A 17,186-nucleotide genomic window follows, 5' to 3' on the forward strand; every position below is an offset into this window, starting at 1 on the left:
AAGGGGGTCAGGGCCGCAGGACGGTCTTGCCCGTGGTGGCGCGGGATTGCAGGGCGATATGGGCGCCGGCGGCGTCCGCCAGGGCGAATCGCCGGCCGATGACGGGGACGAGCTGTTCGCTGCTCAACGCTTCCAGGGCGCGCAGTTCCAAGGTGCGGGTGCCGCCGGGGCGCTGGAGGAGGCGGGCGCCGACGGCGGAGGCGGCGCTGATGCCGCGGCTGAACAGGTCACCGGCCGACACTTCGGTCAGGGAGCCCGAGGCCGTACCGAACATCACCAGGCGTCCGGCCACCCCGAGCAGTTCCAGCGCCTGCCGGCCGATCCGGCCGCCGACTCCGTCGAGGGCCAGGGTCACCGGCCGGCCCGCCAGCACTTCGCGTACGGCGTCGGGCCAGCCGGGGCGGCTGTAGTCGAAGGCGTGGTCGGCGCCGATCCGGCGGGCGAGCGTCACCTTGCCGGGGCCGCCTGCGGCGCCGACCACCGTCGCTCCTGCGGCGCGGGCCGCCTGGACGAGCAGGGTCCCGATGCCTCCGGCGGCCGCGGTGACCAGGACGACGTCGTCGGCGGTGGGGGCGGCGAGTTCGAGGATCGCCATGGTCGTGCGGCCGGTGCCGATCATGGCCACGGCGGAGTCGGCGTCGACGTGGTCGGGTATGACGTGGACGGCCGCGGACGGGGCGAGCGCGAGTTCCGCGTACCCGCCGCTGGTCAGGCCGAGATCGGCGACGACGCGCCGGCCGAGGAGGTGGGCGCCGGCGCCGGGGCCGACCTCGTCGATGACTCCGGCGACCTCCCGGCCCGGCGTCATGGGCAGGCGGGGCGTGACGCGCGGCCCGCCGTCGCCCTGCCTGATCAACGCGTCCAGCAGGTGAACACCGGCCGACTCGACCCGGATACGTACCTCGTCGTCGGCGGGGTGCGGATCGGGCACCGCCTCCAGCCGGAGTTCGTCGGGGCCGCCGAAGGCGTGCTGGCGGATCGCTCGCATCGTGCTCAGCCCTCCGCGCACAGGTCGTGCCTGTTCAGCCAGGCGACGAGCGAGGCGGCGATGGCCTCGGGCTGGTCCTCGGGGGTGTGGTGGCCGGCAGGCCCGTGTCGCTCCACCTCGAGAGCGGAAACGTGCGCGGCGCACCAGTCGATGATCTCGGGGCCCATCATCGTGCTCGGGCCGGGTTCGAAGGTGAGCAGGAGCTTGGGCACGCCCGCGCTGGTGGCCAGCCACCGGTCGTAGGCGCGGATCCTGGCGACGACGTCGGCCGGCTCGCCGTCCAGCGGCATCGCGCGCGGCCACTGCAGCAACGGCAGGCGGCTCTGCCTGGTCGGGTACGGCCTGCGGTAGACGTCGAGGTCCTCGTCGCTGAGCCCGCGGGCGGTCGTGGCGGGCAACGCCTGCGCGACGAACACGTTCTGGTCCAGCACCATGGCCTCGCCCACGTCGGGCGTGCGCATGGAGGTGAACAGCGGGCGGGCGCCGGCCGGAAACTCGTCCCAGGACATGGGTTTCACGATGGTCTCGGTGAAGGCGACGCCGCGTACTCGCCCGGGGTGGCGGGCCGCCCAGTCGAAGGCGAGGGCGCCGCCCCAGTCGTGGCCGACCAGTACGACCTGGTCGAGACCGAGCGCGTCGAACCACGCGTCGAGGTAGCGGGCATGGTCGTGGAAGGTGTAGGCGATGTCCGGCTTGCCGGAGTCGCCCATGCCGATGAGGTCGGGTGCCAGGCACCTGCCGGACTCGCCGACGACGGGCAGGACGTGCCGCCACAGGTACGACGAGGTCGGGTTGCCGTGGAGGAAGACCGTCGGGACGGCGCCCGTTCCGGTCTCTCGATAGAAGATCGTGGAGTTCAGGACCTGCGCGGTGGGCATGGCAAGGCCTCTCTGCCGGTGGCATACTAGACAGGTACCTGACCAAATTAGAAAATAGACAGGTGGCTGTCAATATGGGCGGAGACTCCCACGCCGAGAAGCGACTGCGCTTCTCCCTGCTGCTGCGACTGCTCCACCGCGAATACGCCCTGGGCATCGAGGCGTCCCTCGCGGAGGCGGGCTTCGGTGACATCCGCTCCGGCGACGCCAAGGTGTTCCCGTTCGTCCCGCCGGAGGGCATCCAGGTCCGCGACCTCGCCATCCGCGCCGGCGTGCGCAAACAGACGATGGCGCAGTCGGTCGACCAGCTCGAGCGGGCCGGCTATCTGGAACGTGTCCCCAACCCGCGTGACGGCCGCTCCCGGCTGGTCGTGCTCACCGAGCGAGGGCGAGCGGCACGGCCGGTGGCGGCGAGCGCGGGCGACGCGATCGAGCGGCGGTGGATCGAGTTGACCAGTCCCGAGGAGTTCGACGCCCTCCACGGCCTCCTGCACCGCCTGCTCGACCGGATCGGCCGGGCGGACCCCGACGCGGCCGTCCGCCTGACCTCGCTCGACGACAGCCGGCTCGACTGACCACGCCGCGCGCAGCCGTCGGTGCGCCGGCGGGCGCCGGAGCGAGTCGCCTGGGGCGCTCTCGCGCTGTTCCTGGCCGCGTTCGCCGTTTTCGAGAGCCAGAAGTACGGCTTGCCGACCACGGCCGCCGCGCTGGCCTTCTTCGTCTTCCCCGATGTGACGCGGCTCGCCGGCGTCCGCCCGCCGGGCGTGCTCCACCAGGCCGTGAACCGCGTGTGGATCCCGCTCGCCGTGCTGGTCGGCTACACCTTCGGGCCGATCGTGTGGCCGCCGCTCTTCACAGCCGGCCTGGGCTGGCTCGCCCGCGTCGCTCTCGATCGGACGCTCGGGCGCGGGCTCGCCTCCTCGTGACGTGAAGCCGGACGGCAAGCCGCGGTGGCAGGTCCGCGGTCAGTGCCGCCGTCGGGTGTAGCGATGGAACGCTCCAATTCCGCCTGACCTGGTGTCCCGAGCGGGTCTCGGCCGCCCAGCCGGCGATGGGGGAGAGGCGACGTCCCGTCAGACGCCCGTGCGATCGGCTTGGTTCTCAGCCCTCCGTCCCTGATCGTTCCCGATCGCCAGGCTGGACAACCGCCGGACGGGAATGTATATCTAGATGTCGTCTCTAGTAACCAACTCTAATAATGGGAGGTACACGATGGACCTGGAGCGCGCGGCGTGGCTGCACTTCAGCAAGGGGAGGGACGACGACGACGGCCAGGAGATCGCCGTCAAGGAGATGCTGCAGGCCTACTACCTGTCCGGCAGGCCGCCGTGGGACAACGGCGTGCCCGCTCCCGAGCTGGTGGACACGGTGGAGGGGCCGGACGCGTTGCCGCCCGGGCGGGCGCTCGACCTCGGCTGCGGCACCGGCACCAACGCCGTCTACCTCGCCCGCCACGGCTGGGACGTGGTGGGCGTGGACCTGATCGACCGCGCCATCGAGCAGGCCAGGGCCAAAGCCGACGCCGCCGGCCAACGGGCGGAGCTGCTCTGCGGCGACGTGACCCGGCTGGACGAACGCGCCGTCGGCCACGGGTTCAGCCTGTTCTTCGACCTGAGCTGCTACTGCGGCATCCCCCGCCACCGCCGGGACGCCTACGCCGCCGGGATCACCCGGCGTGCCGTGCCAGGGGCGCGGCTGCTGATGTTCGGGTACGGCCCGGAGGGCTTCGACGACGGCTGGAGCGGTGTCACCGCCGACGAGATGCGTACCCGTTTCACCGGCTGGGACCTCACCGATGTCACGCCCGGCACCAACGCCGTGCCGACGTACTGGTTCACCCTGCACCGCCGGTGACCGGCCTCGCGACATCCCCGGCCCGCGCCCCTGCCCCAACCGGTAGCGTCCGTTCCCCTTCAGCGAGGAGTTCTTCGCCGGGCGCCCGAGCGCCCTGGCCGCCGCGCCGGCCAGGCAGTCCCGCTGGTACGCGTATCGGCGCTCCTGCTGCTCGGGCACCTTCTCGTCGCCGCCGTGGTTCAGTGTGCGGGCGGCCTCGACGATCCCGGGGACCTCCCCGTAGGCCAAATCGTGGAAGATCCGCTGGTCGTTCCGGGGCTTGACCCGGTCGTCCGCGAGGCCGACGTAGATGCCCTCACGGGAGATGAAGGGCCAGGTCCTCCTTGCCGTCGGGCTCACCGGATAACGCGAGCAGGCCGAGCGCCGTGCCCGCCTGGTCAGCGGAACCGTACGCGGGCGCGGCTCAGAGCCGGGGCGCGGGGCGGCGATGCGTGGCCGGGACCTCGAATCCGTACCTTTCGCCGAGGGCACGAACGTCCTCGAATCCTTGTCCGCGGGCGTGTACGCCGTCTTGAACCGGAACATCCATGCAGCGGCGATGCACCGCACCTCCTGCCCGGCGATGACACCCGTGCCCGTCAGGGAGTCCTTGGGGTACTCGATCCCGTACGTGTTGTTGCCCTGGTCGTCGAACTCGAACACGTGGACGTCGACCGTGCTGCCGCTGCCTGCCGCGACGACGTAGTTCCAGCCGGTCGCGTCCTGTCGTGGTTGCGGCACGTACCCCCACCGCGCGAACAACTCCTCGAGACGCTGCGCGTGCTCACGGGAGACAGCGCGCCCCGGATTCGCCCTCTGGCTGTATCGATAGGCGAAGACATCCACGCCTGACCGCTGCCCGGACGTGCCCAGCGTCAAGGATCAGAGCATGGATGAGCACCCGGTACGACCACGAAAGGCCCCCTTGCGCGACCGCACGGGGGCCTTTCGCAGGACGACGTCAGCAGCGGCCACCCCTCTCGTGCGCCCGCATCACCGCCGCAGCCGACCCCGCCCAACGCCGAGGTCATCATGGGTAGGCGGTGGGGACAGGCCGAGGTCGGCGAGCGCGGCAACGCCTCGGGCGGCATGGTCACCGCCCGCGAGCACCAGCGTCCGCGCCGCTTGGTAGCGGCAACCGGCGGCGTCGAGCGCGTCTGCCGTGGCGAGCAGCCGCTCCTGGTCATCGTCGAGCAGCGCTTGCGCCCGCTCCACAAGGGCGGTGGCGACCGGGTTGCCGGCCACGACGGTTCGGGCCTCGGCCACGGTGACGCCGGCGTCGGGGCTCCTGGCGAGCACGGCGGCTTCGGCGCGCAGGGCGACGTACCAGTGGTGCCAGATCCAGGTGACCCACTTCCACACCTGCCTGGGCTCGGGGGCCATCCGCTGGAGCGCCTGCGGTGCCTGCCCGCGGTGCAGCAGAAGGATCGCGTCGAAGACCGCCCCGTAACCGTAGATGTGCTCCATCGGGGTGCCGAGCTGGTCCAGGACCTCCTGCCACTCGCGCCGGGCGTCATGGTCGTCGCGGAGGCCGTGGATCATCGCCACAGCGGCCACCGCCGGGCAGAGGAGCGACCGCGCGGGGCTGCCTGCCCGCCGCCACGCATCGAGGAACCGGACGCTGCCGGTGAGCACCTCATTGACGTTGCCCGCCAGCGCGTCGACCATCAGCAGCCGGCACGTGGCGCGGTGACCGACCTCCGCCAGCGATGGATGGTCGGCCAGTTGGCGTGCCCACCGGCGGGCGCCTGGCACATCCCCCGCGCCGAGGCCGGCCTCGGTGACTATGCCGAGCGCGTCGATCAGCTCATGGGTGCCGGCCGGCGAGACCGGCAGGGATGACAGGAGCGCGATCCGGCGCCGGGCCGTGTCCGCGGTGGCGAACGTGTCGCCCGCCCAGCTCTGAGCGCCGGTGAGCGCGTCGAGTGCGGCCGACTCGGCGAGCGGGTCGCCGGTCCGGCGGGCGAGCTCGACCGCCCGCTCGGCGCGCGCGATCGTCTCCGGTACGGCGTTTTCGGGCGGGCCCTGGGCGGCGCCGAACGCGTCGGTCAGCACCGCGGCCTCGGCCAGCGCCACCGCGGCCTGCGCGGCCGGATCGTCGCCGGCCGGCTCCCCCGCCTCGGTGACCAGCGCGAGCGCCTCCTCCCGGGCCGGAAGCCGCACGAACGTGGTCGAGAACCGGAACGCGATAGTGGCGGCGCTCGCCAGGTCGGCGGCGGCGCCGGCGGTGTCGCCTGCGCTGCGGGCGGCATCCGCGGCCGCGCGGCGGAGGCGGTACATGTCGTCACCGACCGTCCGGCAGCCGGCCACGGCCGCGGCCTGCCGGAGCATCGACGCGCCGGCGGCGGGGTCGGTCGCGAGCGCGGCCGCCTGCTCATAGCGCCGCTGGGACTCGCCGGTCAGGTTGCGGGTGAAGGTCAGCTCCGCCAGGAGCCGGGCAAGGTCGTACGCGTCCGCGCGCTGCTCCGACCGGTCGGCCGCCCACGCCAGGGCCGCGCGGAGGTCGTCGGCCACCAGGTCGAACCGGGCCCGCCAGTCCGCTCGTACCTCCGCCAGGCCGGCGGCCTGGGCCAGGCACCAGCGAAGGTGCCGGGACCGGATGTCGACCAGCTCGCCGGCCTCGGCGAGCCGCTCCCTGCCGTACTGGCGGATGGTCTCCAGCGCCCGGTACTCGGTCCCGCCCGGCGACGCCGTCACCACCAGCAGGCTCTGTTCGGCCAGCCGGCCAGTCCGTCGGCGACAATGCCTTCCCGACCCTCGGCCACCTCCGCGCCTGCCGCAGTGCTTCCGGCCACCTCCGCGCCTGCCGCAGTGTTTCCGGCCACCTCCGCGGCCGCCGCGGCGGTGAACGGCGCGACGAACACCGACACCCGGCGCAGCAGCGCCCGGTCGGCCGGCTCCAGCAGGGCATGGCTCCAGTCCAGCGCCGCCCGCACCGAACGGTGCCGTTCGTCGGCGCGGGAGCCGCCGGTGAGCATCCGCAGCGGGTGGGACAAGGCGGCGGAGATGCCGTCCAGCCCGAGCGCGGGATACCGGGCGGCGGCCAGCTCGATCGCCAGCGCCATGCCATCAAGCCGCTCGCAGATCGAGGCGACCGCCTCGCGCAGCGGAGGATCCAGCGGCCAGCCGACCGCTGCGGCCCGCTCCATGAACAACGCGACCGCATCCGACTCGTCATCGACGGCCAGCGACAGCGGCGGGACCGGATACACCCGTTCGAACGGCACCATCAGCCGTGCCCGGCTGGTCGCCAGCACCGTCACTCCGGGGCACGCCGCCAGCAGCCGCTCGAGGAACAGCGCCGCCCCGTCCACCACGTGCTCGCAGTTGTCCAGAACCACCAGCGCATGACGGTCGGCGAGCGCGGTGAGCACGGACTCGGTGATGTCGCGGCCCGGCTGTTCACCGAGGCCGAGCGCCCCGGCGACCGCAGTGGCGATCATGCCCGGATCGGTGACGGGGACCAGGTCGACGAACCACACGCCGTCGGGGTAGTCGCCTGCCGCTTCCGCGGCCACGGCCAGCGCCAGGCGGGTCTTGCCCACTCCGCCCGGGCCGGCAGCGGTCACCTGACGGTGGGCATTGATCATCTTGGCCAGCTCGGTCCGCTCGCGCGCCCGCCCGACGAACGACGTCAGCGGTGCCGGCAACACCGGAGCGGGGTGCGACGGACCGACGCCGGTCAACTCGGGCGCACGCCGGGCGAGCTCCCGCCGATCCGGCACCTGCAGCTTGCGCAGCAGCGAGGAGACATGAGTCTCCACGGTACGTACCCCGATGAACAGCCGTGCCCCGATCTCGGCGTTGCTGAAATGCTCCCCGACCAGCGCCAGCACCTCAGCCTCGCGAGGGGAGATATCCGCTGCTGCTACCACTGTCCCATTCTGCCGTAATTCTCTCCCGTGCCCTTTTCGGTGGTCGGTCCGTGGTCCGGGGCCCGGGTCCGTGTTCGGTGGTCGGTCCGGGGCCGGGGCCGTGGTCGGTGGTCCGGGTCCGTGGTTGGTGGTCCGGGTTGGTGGTCCGGGTCGGTGGTCCGGGTCCGTGGTCCGGGTCCGTGGTCGCCACGGATCCGGGCCGGCGCGCCGGAGGCCATGCTGTGACGCAGACCGGGTCATGAAGGACCCGCGACTACAGGAGTGACCATGACCGACTCTTCCCCCCAGGCGATCAGGACCGTGCTGCACCCGGTGTCCGACCTGGCCAGGGCCACGGCGGTGTACGCGGCCCTGCTCGGTGTGCCTCCCCAGAACGACTCGCCTTACTACGTCGGCTTCGACGCCGGGGGCCAGCACATCGGGCTGGTGCCGGGCGGTGGGCCGCAAGGCATGACCTCGCCGGTGGCGTACTGGCACGTGCCGGACATCGAGGCGAAGCTGGCCGAGGTGATCGCCGCGGGGGCCACCGTGAAGGAGGCCGCGCACGAGGTCGGTGGCGGCCGCCTGGTGGCCACCGTCATCGACCCCGACGGCAACGTCCTCGGGCTGATCCAGGACCGGTGAGCAGCGGACCTGCCCCTGCCATGTCCGCGGCTTAGCGGCCCCCGACAAGACGAAGAACCCACCTCGCGCAAAGGACTCGCCATGACCTCCTTCGATTCCGTCATCCTGGAAGTTCCCGACCCCACGGCCGCGGACGCCTTCTACCGAGCCTTCGGTCTGGGCTCTTACGTGACCGTCCGCGCCTCGGACGCGCCGACGACCGGTTTCCGCGGGTTCACGCTGTCCCTCGTGGTGTCCCAGCCGGGCAACGTCGACGCCTTCATCGGCGCCGCCCTCGACGCCGGCGCCACGATGCTGAAGTCGGCCACGAAGAGTTTCTGGGGCTACGGCGGCGTCGTACGCGCCCCCGACGGGACGATCTGCAAGATCGCGACCTCGAAGAAGAAGGACACCGGCCCCGCCGCACGGAACATCGACCAGATCGCGCTCCTGCTGGGAGTGGCGGACGTCAAGGCCAGCAAGCGGTTCTACGTCGACCGCGGCCTGGCCGTGGCGAAGAGCTTCGGCGGCAAGTACGTCGAGTTCGACACCCCGTCGGCCCCCGTGACGCTGGCGCTCTACCCGCGCCGCGCCCTCGCCAAGGACACCGGCCTCTCCCAGGAGGGCGCCGGATCGCACCGGATCGTGATCGGCAGCGATGCCGGGCCATTCACCGACCCCGACGGCTTCGCCTGGGAGGCCACATCCGCCTGAGGCAGGCGGCGGGCCGCACCTGGGCGGTCTGACGCCGGCGGTCGGGCACGTCGCCCGACCGGGCCCACAGGTTCCACGGTCCCGATGGCGCAACCCCGAACACGGGACCATCGGGTCTCCCCGCTATTCCGAACGTCAAGATCCACAACGGGGAACTCCGTCCGTGAGCAGCACCGGAGACAGCACGTACGAGGGATCCACGGCCGAGGAGCGGGCCGCGATGTGGGAGCACGCCCAAGAGCAGAAGAAGGCGGCGCGCCGCGGCTCACGTGCGGATAAGGCGGCGCAGGGCCAGCGGGATGTGCTCGCGAAGATCACTGAGATGCGGGAACGGACCGGATCATGGCCGCGCGCCTCCCTGCCGTCATCACGGCCAGTGCCCCGAACCGCGCACCGAAGCTCTGGTAGGGGATGCCCGCCTATGCGCCGGACGGCAAGATCGTCTGCACTTCCAGGCTGTGATCAGCGCGATGGTGAGGCAATCGGTTTGCTGCGGCGCGCTCCGATGCCGGCCGTCTTCCTGATCCAGCCCTTGTAGGTCGCGGCGTCGGTCCACACCCCCGGGCCGACGCAGTTCGGGTCGGTCTTCTCGTCACCGTCGCGGCTGGTGACCCCGACCAGCTCCCAGCGTGCCCCGATCTTGCGCACCATGGGGCCGCCGGAGTCGAGGATGCAGCTCTGGGCCTTTCTGGTGGGGTGTTGAGAGCAGATGTCGCCCCCGGCGTCGATGCCCGTGCACCGGCTGTCGGGGACGATCTCGCTGTCCAGCTCCTGCAGGGTGACCGGCGGCTCCGGGCACTCGTTTCCGTCCTCGCAGGTCATGCCCCAGCCCAGAAGACGGACCTCGGTTCGCGGAGCGCCCGACCTGGCGGCGATCCTGATCGGCGCCTCCCGGATCGGCCGGTCGAGCTTGAGAAGTGCGATGTCGTGCCGCAGGTCGTTGGGGTCGGCGGTGTAGTCGGGGTGCCTGACGATCTTCGTGATGCGGCGCACGCTGCCGCCCTTCCCGACGTCGGTGCCGCCGACCTTGGCGCTGACCTGGCCGATCGGGACATGCGAGCAGTGTCCCGCCGTCACCACCCACTGCGGAGCGACGAGCGTGCCCCCGCAGTAGTGCACGCCCTTGCCGTCGCGCAGGGTCACGGTGAAGGAATAGTTGTCGGTGGCGTCGCGCCCGCCGATGATCGCGCTCGCCGGTGGCGCCATCGTCGCCGCGAGGACCGCCGCGCCCCCGACCACTCCCGCGAGTGTCAGGCTCCGCGTCAGGCCGCGCCCGGCCCGCTCGCCGCGGTTGTTGAGGATGCTGGTGACTTTCCGCAGTTCGATCATGCCGTCTACGGTCGCGGCTCCGGCGGCCGGGAACATCGGAGCACGGTCTGGTCATGCGCCTCATACCGTGGTCTGAGCCGGAGCCGTCATGCACGGGCTAGCGTTCCGCCATGACCCATGATCTCCGGCCGCCGCTGCTGTTGAGGATGCGGCCCGCGTTCCAGCTCCTGGGCGACCTGGCGATCGCCGTGTTCCTGACGTTCTTCGCCGTGGTGGCCACCATCGAGCAGTTACCGCCGGACGGGCAGGTCGAGCCGCTGCCGATCCTGGCCGGAGTTCTCATGGGGCTGCCGTTGGCGGTCCGCCGCCGGCGGCCCGTTCCGGTGCTGGCGGTCGTGGCCGGAACGAGCATGCTGGCGGTGGCCTCGCAGTGGGTGCAACCCCACGCGGCCTTCGTGCCCGACCTGCTCCTGGTCTTCGCGATCTACCCGGTGGCCGTGACGGCGCCGTCCCGCCGTGCCGTGGCCGCGCTCGTCCTGTCCGTGGGCGGGATCTCCGCGGCGGTCCTCTTCGCGGTGGCGCTGGAGCCGCGGCCCGACTGGGGCAGGTCGCTCCCCGTGCTCGCCACCCAGATGATCATTCCGGTCGCGGTGTGGGTGGTGGGACGCACGGTGCGCGCCCGCCGGGACCACGAGGCGCGGGCCGCCCAGCAGGTGCTGACCGACGAGCGGCTGCGCATCGCGCGCGACCTGCACGACGGCGTCGCGCACAGCCTGAGCCTGATCACCGTGCAGGCGTCCGTGGCCCTCCACGTCGGCGACGAGCGGCCCGACGAGGCCCGCTCCGCCCTGACCGTCATCGATGCCACCAGCCGCGAAGCCGCCAGGGAGCTGCGGCGCATGCTCGGCCTGCTGCGCGCCGTCGACGAGGATCCGCAGGGCGCCGCGCAGCTGGAGCCGGCGCCGACCGCCGACCGGCTGGCCGAGCTCGCGGACCACGCGACCGCCGCCGGGGCCCGGATCGATCTGCGGATCGGTGACGGACTCGACGGCATCCCGGCTACCATCGGGCTCGCGGTCTACCGCATCGTGCAGGAGTCCCTGACCAACGTGATCAAGCATGCCGCTCCGGCGCGCTGCGTGGTGCGGGTCGACAGGACGGAAAATGCCATGGAGATCGAAGTGACCGACGACGGCCGCCGGGCTCCGACCGGCCACCCTTCGGGCCACGGGCTGGTCGGCATGCGCGAACGTGTCGCCGTCTACGGAGGCGAGTTCACCGCCGGGCCACTGGCAGGCCGCGGGTTCCGGGTCCACGCGAGGCTTCCCCTGGAGGGGGTGCCCACGTGACCGGAGTCCGGGTGCTGATCGCCGACGACCAGCGGTTGCTCAGGGCGAGCTTCGCGGTGCTGGTCGGCACCACCCCCGGGCTCGAGGTCGTCGGCGAGGCCGGCGACGGGCTGCAGGCCGTCGAGCGGGCCACCGCGTTGCGACCTGACGTCGTGCTGATGGACATCCGGATGCCCGAGCTCGACGGGATCGAGGCGACCCGGCGCATCTGCGGTGACCCGGCGACCGCGGGCGTGAAGGTGCTGATCCTGACGACCTTCGACCTGGACGCCTACGTCTTCTCGGCGCTGCGCGCGGGCGCCAGCGGGTTCCTGCTCAAGGACACCCCGCCCGGCGACCTGCTCTCCGCGATCCGGGTCGTCGCGGGTGGCGAGGCGCTGCTCGCGCCCTCCGTCACCCGGCGCCTCATCGGGGAGTTCGCCCGGCAGCCGCAACCCCGGCAACGGTCGTCCCGCTCCCTCGACGGCATCACGGCACGGGAACGCGAGGTGCTCAAGCTCATCGGTCAGGGGCTGTCCAACACCGAGATCGCCGAACACCTCATCGTCAGCATGGCCACCGTGAAGACCCACATCGGCCAGTTGCTGGCCAAGCTGCACGCCCGCGACCGCGCCCAGCTGGTGATCGCCGCCTACGAGAGCGGCCTGGTCACCGTCGGCTAGTGAGCTGGTTGTGAGATTCGGTCGCAGTAGCGGCAGATGCGGTCGAGGACCTGGTCGGCGGTCTTGGTCCAGTTGAACGGCTTGGCGTTGTCGTTCCAGGTCTTGATCCACTCTTCCAGCGCAATTTTGAGCGCGTCCAGGGAGCAGAAGTTGCCGCGCTCCAGACAGCGCCGCTCCAACTCGGCGAACCAGCGCTCGACCCCGCACGCCGAGGCCCGGCGATCCATGTCCACCGGGACCGCAACCGCCCAGGGCCGCGTCCGTCCGGGCATCCGGACGGACGCAGCCCTGTCCGGGATCACCCCGTCTTCTCCTCCAGCACCGCGGTGGTCATGGAGATCCGCCAGGTGACGAACGCCGCCGCGGCGAGCCCGGCGATGGCCAGGAAGCTACTGGCGAGGAACGGGTCGATGCCGTCCAAGGCGGGAGCGAACCCGATACCGACGTAGATCGTGACCCCGGTCGAACCGCCCAGTTGGTCGGCGGCCCGCTGGACACCGGAGGCGATGCCGGCGTCGTCCTCGGTCACTCCGGTCACCGCGACGTACTGCAGCCCGACGATCCCGAACCCCATCCCGGCGGCGATGAGCACCATCGCCGGAATCATCGCCAGACCGCCGGCTTCGAGGTAGGAGATCAGAGCGATGGCTGCCATCGCCAGTACGGTGAAGCCGATCCCGGCCAGCACGCAAGCCCGGGCGCCCCACCGTCCCAGCAGCCGGGGAACGAGCACCGAGGCCGCGATCAGGGACACCGCCAAAGGCAGCATCACCAGGCCGGCCTGGAGCGGGCCGGCGCCCAGCCGGTCCTGCAGGTAGTAGGTGAACAGCAGGAACGAGGTGGACAGCGCTGCGCTCAGCAGAACGGTGGCAAGGTTGGCCAGGACGCGAGGCCGGCTGCGGAAGAACCGCGGCGGCACAAGCGGGTTCCGTGAACGGCGCTCCGTCCTGATGAAAAGAACCCCGGCTGCCGCCGCACCGACCAGCGCCGCCGGCGGCAGCCAGGGCAGTGTGCCGTCCGTCTCTCCTGCTTCGACGACCCCGAGGGTGAACAGCAGCGGAGCCGCGACCAGCAGGAGCGAACCGAGAAGGTCCACAGGTGAGGGCTCGGCCGGCCGTTCGCCCGGCACGAGGAAGACCACTGCGGCGAGCACGACCGCGACGAAGGGCACGGACACCAGGAAGATCCACCGCCAGCCCAGCAGCTCGATGATGATCCCGGAGAGGACGAACCCGAGAACGAGGCCGCAGCTGGCGACGGCCGCCCACACGCTGAGTGCCCGCGACCTGCGCGGTCCCTCAGGGAACATGAGCACGATCACCGCCATCGCCGCAGGTAGGGCGATCGCCTCACCGGCTCCCTGCAGCAGACGACCTACCACCAGGAGAGCGAAGGTGGGCGCGAGCCCGGCCAGCAGCGACGCGGCGCCGAAAAGGGCGGTGCCGAGCAGGAGGACGTGTCGCCTGCCGAGCACGTCGCCCAGTCGCCCTCCGAACATGAGCAGCCCGCCACCGGTGATCGTGTAGCCGACCACCACCCAGGTCAGCGCGTGACCGGAGACGTCGAAGCCGGCGCCGATCGAGGGCAGGGCGACGTTGACCACGGTTACGTCAACCGCGATGAAGAACTGCAGCATGGCCATGCAGCACAGCACCAGCCACGCACGTACCGGGGACGATTTGTCCCGGCGCGAAAGGAGAATGCCTGAAAGCATCGAGTGCTCCGTTGCTCAGAAGAGGTTCCGAGCAGCACGAACGTGCCGCTCCGGTAAGATCCGGGAGCGACGGACCGTCCAACAGAAGTGAGACGAACGCCCCGCCGCTAGCGGAGCGTCCTCGTCACTGCGGCACAGGCGGCCGCACACGAAGCAGCAGACATGCCACCGATGTTACCGGGGCCGACGGCGGCCCGCGTTCTGGGTCCTGTCCGAGGCCGAGGGCAACGAGGTGTGCGTGTGCACCTGGCAGGGCCGCGATCAGCCACCATGATCACCGCCGCGACCAGCATCGCAGGCAAGCCGGCAAGGCGACGCCTCCAGGAGCGGGGCGGCTCGGGCGCGGTCCGCTCATTCCTCGATCCGCCCGGGACCGTACCGGCGGCGGGTCCGCGGCGCCGTGCCGGGCTCCTGCGTGGTGATCGCGGCCAGCAGCGCCCGCGCCGCCGCGCCGGACGGCTCACCTCCCTGGCCGCCGGGTTCGACCCGGGCCAGCGGTTTGATCGCCTCGATCTCGTCAATGTTCTTCACGGTTTTCCTCACAGCGGCCTCTTCGCCGGGACCATCCGGGTCTCTGCGGTAACGTGCACGCCTGCCGCGGCAAGCGCGCGGGACAGGCGCCGGCGGGCGCGGCGCAGCCTGATGCGTACGGCGTTACGCGACAGGCCCAGCGCCTTGGCGATCTCGTCGCGCTCCAGGCCCTCCCAGGCGATCAGGGACAGCAGCTCCCGGTCGTCGTCGGGCAGGCTCCTGAACGCCCGGCCGATCGCGTCCAGCTCGACCTCGGTGTCGGGGGAGTGCCCGTACAGATCGGCAAGCTCGGCGTCGAGCTCGGCCGTACGCGTCCGGCGGCGGTTGGCGCGCGGAAGTGGTTGGCCAGGACCTTGCGCGCCACGCCGTACAACCAGAGAGCGTGGCCTCGGTGTCGTCCGGCAGCTCATCCACCCGGCGCCAGGCGACGGTGAAGGTCCCCGCCACCACGTCGGCGGCGTCCTGCGGCGAGTCGCAGCGGCGCGCGACGTAGGCCGTGATCTGGCCGTAAGCCCGGTTGTAGGCGGCCTCGAACTTGGCCGGCCGCTCGTCATCCACAGGCGGTCCCCATGGCGAATCTCCTCATAGGCTCATCGACTCGGACACCTCTGCCTATCTGCGCGCCTACCCGATCATTTCGTTCGGGCCGCATCCGGGTTCTCGGACAGCGGCTCCCCGCCCGCCCACGCCCCCTCACGGCCGGGCGGTGGGATGCCCTGGCCGTCAGTACGCGGCCGGTCACCGGCCACGCGTGATGGCTGGACGGGAAAGCACCTCCGTCCAGGGCCTTTCAGACGCGGTTGATCGCCGAGACCTTGACGCCGATTACGGAGACCTTGGGGGCATCTTGGGGCGCCACTCAGGCCCTCAATGGAGGCCGATAGGCCGAGTACGCGTACTTTGAGTCATATGTGGTGCATTGAAGCCCTGTCGGACCTGCGGGGCGGAAGCCGGGCGGGCCGTGGCAGGATCGCGGGATAGCTCCTCACATCGAGGCGCGGCGACTGAGTCGTCTCGCCTGGACGATCTGCTGATCGGAGCCGTGTTCGGCGCCGGGGCACACTTCGGCATCGTGTACGTCCTGGATGCGCACCGTCAGCTCCTGCAGATGGAGACGACGATCGGTCTGCCCGTCGCGCTCACCCGAACCTGGTCCAGGGTCAGGACGAACGATCCCGTACTGGTCGCGGCCTCCGTGCGGGAGCGACGGCTGATCTGGCTCAGCGACCGGGTGGCCCTGGCCCGTGAGTTCCCGGCGGCGACACTGGCGCTTCCCTACCACTTCGCAGTGGCGGCCTCGCCGATCTGCTCCGGCGGCACGGTCTGGGGAGGACTCATCCTGGGATGGCCCACGGGAGGCGAGTCCAGGCTCACCCGGGGGCAACTCGACGTCATCGACGACAGCTGCGGCAGAATGGGCCGCCTGCTGCGCCGGGCGAGTGAACGGGCCCGGCCCCTCACCCCGGCGCCCCGACCCCGGATCCTGGACCCGCTCCGCTCCCACCGGCCGGGGCCGCATGCCGGCCTGACCGCGCTCGCCTGCCTCAACTGCCTGCCCGAGGGCTACTGTCACCTGGACGCGCACGCGCGGGTGACCCTTGTCAGCGCGCCGGCCGCCGAGCTGCTCGCCGCGAATCCGTCCGAGATGATCGGGCAGCGCCTGTGCAAGGCGCTGCCGTGGCTGGATGACCCGGTCTACGAGGACCGCTACCGGGACGCGATCGTCAGCCACCGGGCCACCCGGTTCACCGCCCGCCACCCTGACGGGCGGGAGCTGTCGTTCCAGTGCTATCCGAGCCTGCCCGGCATCACCATCCGGATCACGCCCGCCACCACTCCCGAGGCCCGCGCCGAAGACACCGATCGGCGTACGGGGATGGTCGGGCTGCACGACATGTTGTACCTGGCGACCCGCCTGGCACGGGCGGCGACCGCGCAGGACGTGGTCGACCTGGTGTCCGACCACGTCATGCCGGTGTGCGAGGTCCAGGCGATGGCCATCCTCGTCTGGGAGAGCGGCCGGATGCGCGTGGTCGCCTCGCGCGGCTACAGCAGTCAGGGCCTGGAGGGGTTCAACGGCCGCCCAGTGGTCCAGCCGGTCCGCTGGGCACGCGGTTACGACGAGGGCAGAGCGGCGTTCTACGCCAGCTGGGACGAGTTCCGCCAGACCTATCCCACCGCCGTCCGCATCGACAACATGGGCGCCTGGGCCCTCCTGCCACTGGTGGCATCAGGGCGATCCATCGGCACATGCGTTCTCGCCTACGACCGTCCCCACCAGTTCAGCGACAGCGAGCAGGCCATGCTCACCGAACTCGGCGGGCTGATCACCCAGGCGTTCGAGCGCGCCTGGCTGTATGACGCCAAACATCAGCTCGCCCAGTCCCTGCAGGCATGCCTGCTGCCGCAGAAACTCCCCGAGATCCACGGCCTGGAAGTGGCCGCCCGGTATCTGCCCGCCACCCCCGGCATGGACATCGGCGGCGACTTCTACGACCTGATCCGCCTCAGCGACACCGAGGTCGCGGCCGTCATCGGAGACGTGCAAGGTCACGACACGACCGCCGCCGCGCTCATGGGCCAGGTACGCACCGCCATCCACACGCACGCCACCGCCGGCGCCGCCTGCGGCGACGTGCTCACGTACACCAACCGCCTGATGACGGAACTGGCTCCCGCCCGCTTCACGAGCTGCCTCTACCTCACACTCGACCTGGAACGGCACACCGCATGTGTGGCCAGCGCCGGCCACCCCCCGCCCCTGCTCAGC

17 protein-coding genes are annotated in these 17,186 nt (G+C 71.4%); 8 read left to right on the forward strand and 9 right to left on the reverse strand.

What is annotated here, in order from left to right; translation table 11 throughout:
* Positions 1 to 7: 7 nt before the first annotated feature.
* Together E1292_RS29380 and E1292_RS29385 are read right to left on the reverse strand one after the other, a co-directional pair.
* Positions 8 to 988, reverse strand: a complete 981-nt coding sequence (locus tag E1292_RS29380) for a zinc-binding dehydrogenase (RefSeq protein ID WP_132598734.1) — start codon at positions 986 to 988, stop codon at positions 8 to 10.
* Between the two features lie 5 nt (positions 989 to 993).
* Positions 994 to 1,866, reverse strand: coding sequence for a haloalkane dehalogenase (locus E1292_RS29385; RefSeq protein WP_132598736.1), 873 nt, complete (start codon positions 1,864 to 1,866; stop codon positions 994 to 996).
* 62 nt (positions 1,867 to 1,928) lie between these two features.
* Here E1292_RS29385 and E1292_RS29390 point away from each other — a divergent pair, with 62 nt between their 5' ends.
* The 3 genes from E1292_RS29390 to E1292_RS29400 all read left to right on the forward strand — a co-directional run bounded on the left by E1292_RS29390 (position 1,929) and on the right by E1292_RS29400 (position 3,720).
* Complete coding sequence (locus tag E1292_RS29390; protein WP_220447109.1) at positions 1,929 to 2,441, forward strand: MarR family winged helix-turn-helix transcriptional regulator; 513 nt, start codon at positions 1,929 to 1,931, stop codon at positions 2,439 to 2,441.
* 21 nt (positions 2,442 to 2,462) lie between these two features.
* A complete protein-coding gene (locus E1292_RS29395; RefSeq protein WP_132598738.1) occupies positions 2,463 to 2,792 on the forward strand; it encodes a DUF4260 domain-containing protein in 330 nt (109 codons plus the stop codon).
* A gap of 286 nt (positions 2,793 to 3,078) precedes the next feature.
* Positions 3,079 to 3,720: a class I SAM-dependent methyltransferase gene (locus tag E1292_RS29400; RefSeq protein ID WP_132598740.1), complete on the forward strand. Its 642-nt coding sequence runs from the start codon at positions 3,079 to 3,081 to the stop codon at positions 3,718 to 3,720.
* A gap of 972 nt (positions 3,721 to 4,692) precedes the next feature.
* Here E1292_RS29400 and E1292_RS54135 read toward each other — a convergent pair.
* On the reverse strand, positions 4,693 to 6,396 hold the full coding sequence (locus tag E1292_RS54135) for a hypothetical protein (protein ID WP_246090422.1): 1,704 nt from the start codon (positions 6,394 to 6,396) through the stop codon (positions 4,693 to 4,695).
* The gene (locus E1292_RS54140; RefSeq protein WP_246090423.1) at positions 6,393 to 7,574 is read right to left on the reverse strand and encodes an ATP-binding protein; all 1,182 of its coding nucleotides are present in this window, start codon (positions 7,572 to 7,574) and stop codon (positions 6,393 to 6,395) included. Before E1292_RS54140 ends, E1292_RS54135 begins: the two co-directional genes overlap by 4 nt.
* A 267-nt stretch (positions 7,575 to 7,841) precedes the next feature.
* Here E1292_RS54140 and E1292_RS29410 point away from each other — a divergent pair, with 267 nt between their 5' ends.
* Both E1292_RS29410 and E1292_RS29415 read left to right on the forward strand, forming a co-directional pair.
* Positions 7,842 to 8,198 (forward strand): VOC family protein, encoded by a 357-nt coding sequence (locus E1292_RS29410; protein ID WP_132598742.1) that lies wholly within the window; start codon positions 7,842 to 7,844, stop codon positions 8,196 to 8,198.
* An 81-nt stretch (positions 8,199 to 8,279) separates the two neighbouring features.
* The gene (locus E1292_RS29415; RefSeq protein ID WP_132598744.1) at positions 8,280 to 8,891 is read left to right on the forward strand and encodes a VOC family protein; all 612 of its coding nucleotides are present in this window, start codon (positions 8,280 to 8,282) and stop codon (positions 8,889 to 8,891) included.
* A 462-nt stretch (positions 8,892 to 9,353) separates the two neighbouring features.
* On the opposite strand, the gene E1292_RS29425 is transcribed toward E1292_RS29415, so the two are convergent.
* Positions 9,354 to 10,220 (reverse strand): S1 family peptidase, encoded by an 867-nt coding sequence (locus tag E1292_RS29425; RefSeq protein WP_132598746.1) that lies wholly within the window; start codon positions 10,218 to 10,220, stop codon positions 9,354 to 9,356.
* A 110-nt stretch (positions 10,221 to 10,330) separates the two neighbouring features.
* On the opposite strand from E1292_RS29425, the gene E1292_RS29430 reads away from it, so the two are divergent.
* The gene (locus tag E1292_RS29430) at positions 10,331 to 11,509 is read left to right on the forward strand and encodes a sensor histidine kinase (protein ID WP_220447110.1); all 1,179 of its coding nucleotides are present in this window, start codon (positions 10,331 to 10,333) and stop codon (positions 11,507 to 11,509) included.
* A complete protein-coding gene (locus E1292_RS29435) occupies positions 11,506 to 12,171 on the forward strand; it encodes a response regulator (RefSeq protein ID WP_132598748.1) in 666 nt (221 codons plus the stop codon). Before E1292_RS29430 ends, E1292_RS29435 begins: the two co-directional genes overlap by 4 nt.
* Here E1292_RS29435 and E1292_RS29440 read toward each other — a convergent pair.
* The 4 genes from E1292_RS29440 to E1292_RS29460 form a co-directional block, all read right to left on the reverse strand.
* Positions 12,168 to 12,398 carry a hypothetical protein gene (locus E1292_RS29440; RefSeq protein ID WP_220447111.1) on the reverse strand — a complete coding sequence of 77 codons (231 nt, stop codon included), beginning with the start codon at positions 12,396 to 12,398 and terminating at the stop codon, positions 12,168 to 12,170. The two genes, E1292_RS29435 and E1292_RS29440, sit on opposite strands and share 4 nt — an antisense overlap.
* Positions 12,399 to 12,469: 71 nt before the next feature.
* Entirely contained in the window at positions 12,470 to 13,813 is a 1,344-nt protein-coding gene (locus E1292_RS29445; RefSeq protein ID WP_132598750.1) for an MFS transporter, read from the reverse strand.
* Between the two features lie 423 nt (positions 13,814 to 14,236).
* Positions 14,237 to 14,416 (reverse strand): hypothetical protein, encoded by a 180-nt coding sequence (locus E1292_RS29455; protein WP_132598752.1) that lies wholly within the window; start codon positions 14,414 to 14,416, stop codon positions 14,237 to 14,239.
* An 8-nt stretch (positions 14,417 to 14,424) separates the two neighbouring features.
* Positions 14,425 to 14,826 carry a sigma-70 family RNA polymerase sigma factor gene (locus tag E1292_RS29460; RefSeq protein ID WP_246090424.1) on the reverse strand — a complete coding sequence of 134 codons (402 nt, stop codon included), beginning with the start codon at positions 14,824 to 14,826 and terminating at the stop codon, positions 14,425 to 14,427.
* 662 nt (positions 14,827 to 15,488) lie between these two features.
* On the opposite strand from E1292_RS29460, the gene E1292_RS29465 reads away from it, so the two are divergent.
* A partial coding sequence (locus tag E1292_RS29465; RefSeq protein WP_246090425.1) for a GAF domain-containing SpoIIE family protein phosphatase occupies positions 15,489 to 17,186 on the forward strand: 1,698 nt, incomplete at its 3' end.

Source organism: Nonomuraea deserti, from assembly GCF_004348685.1.
GTDB classification, from domain to species: domain Bacteria; phylum Actinomycetota; class Actinomycetes; order Streptosporangiales; family Streptosporangiaceae; genus Nonomuraea; species Nonomuraea deserti.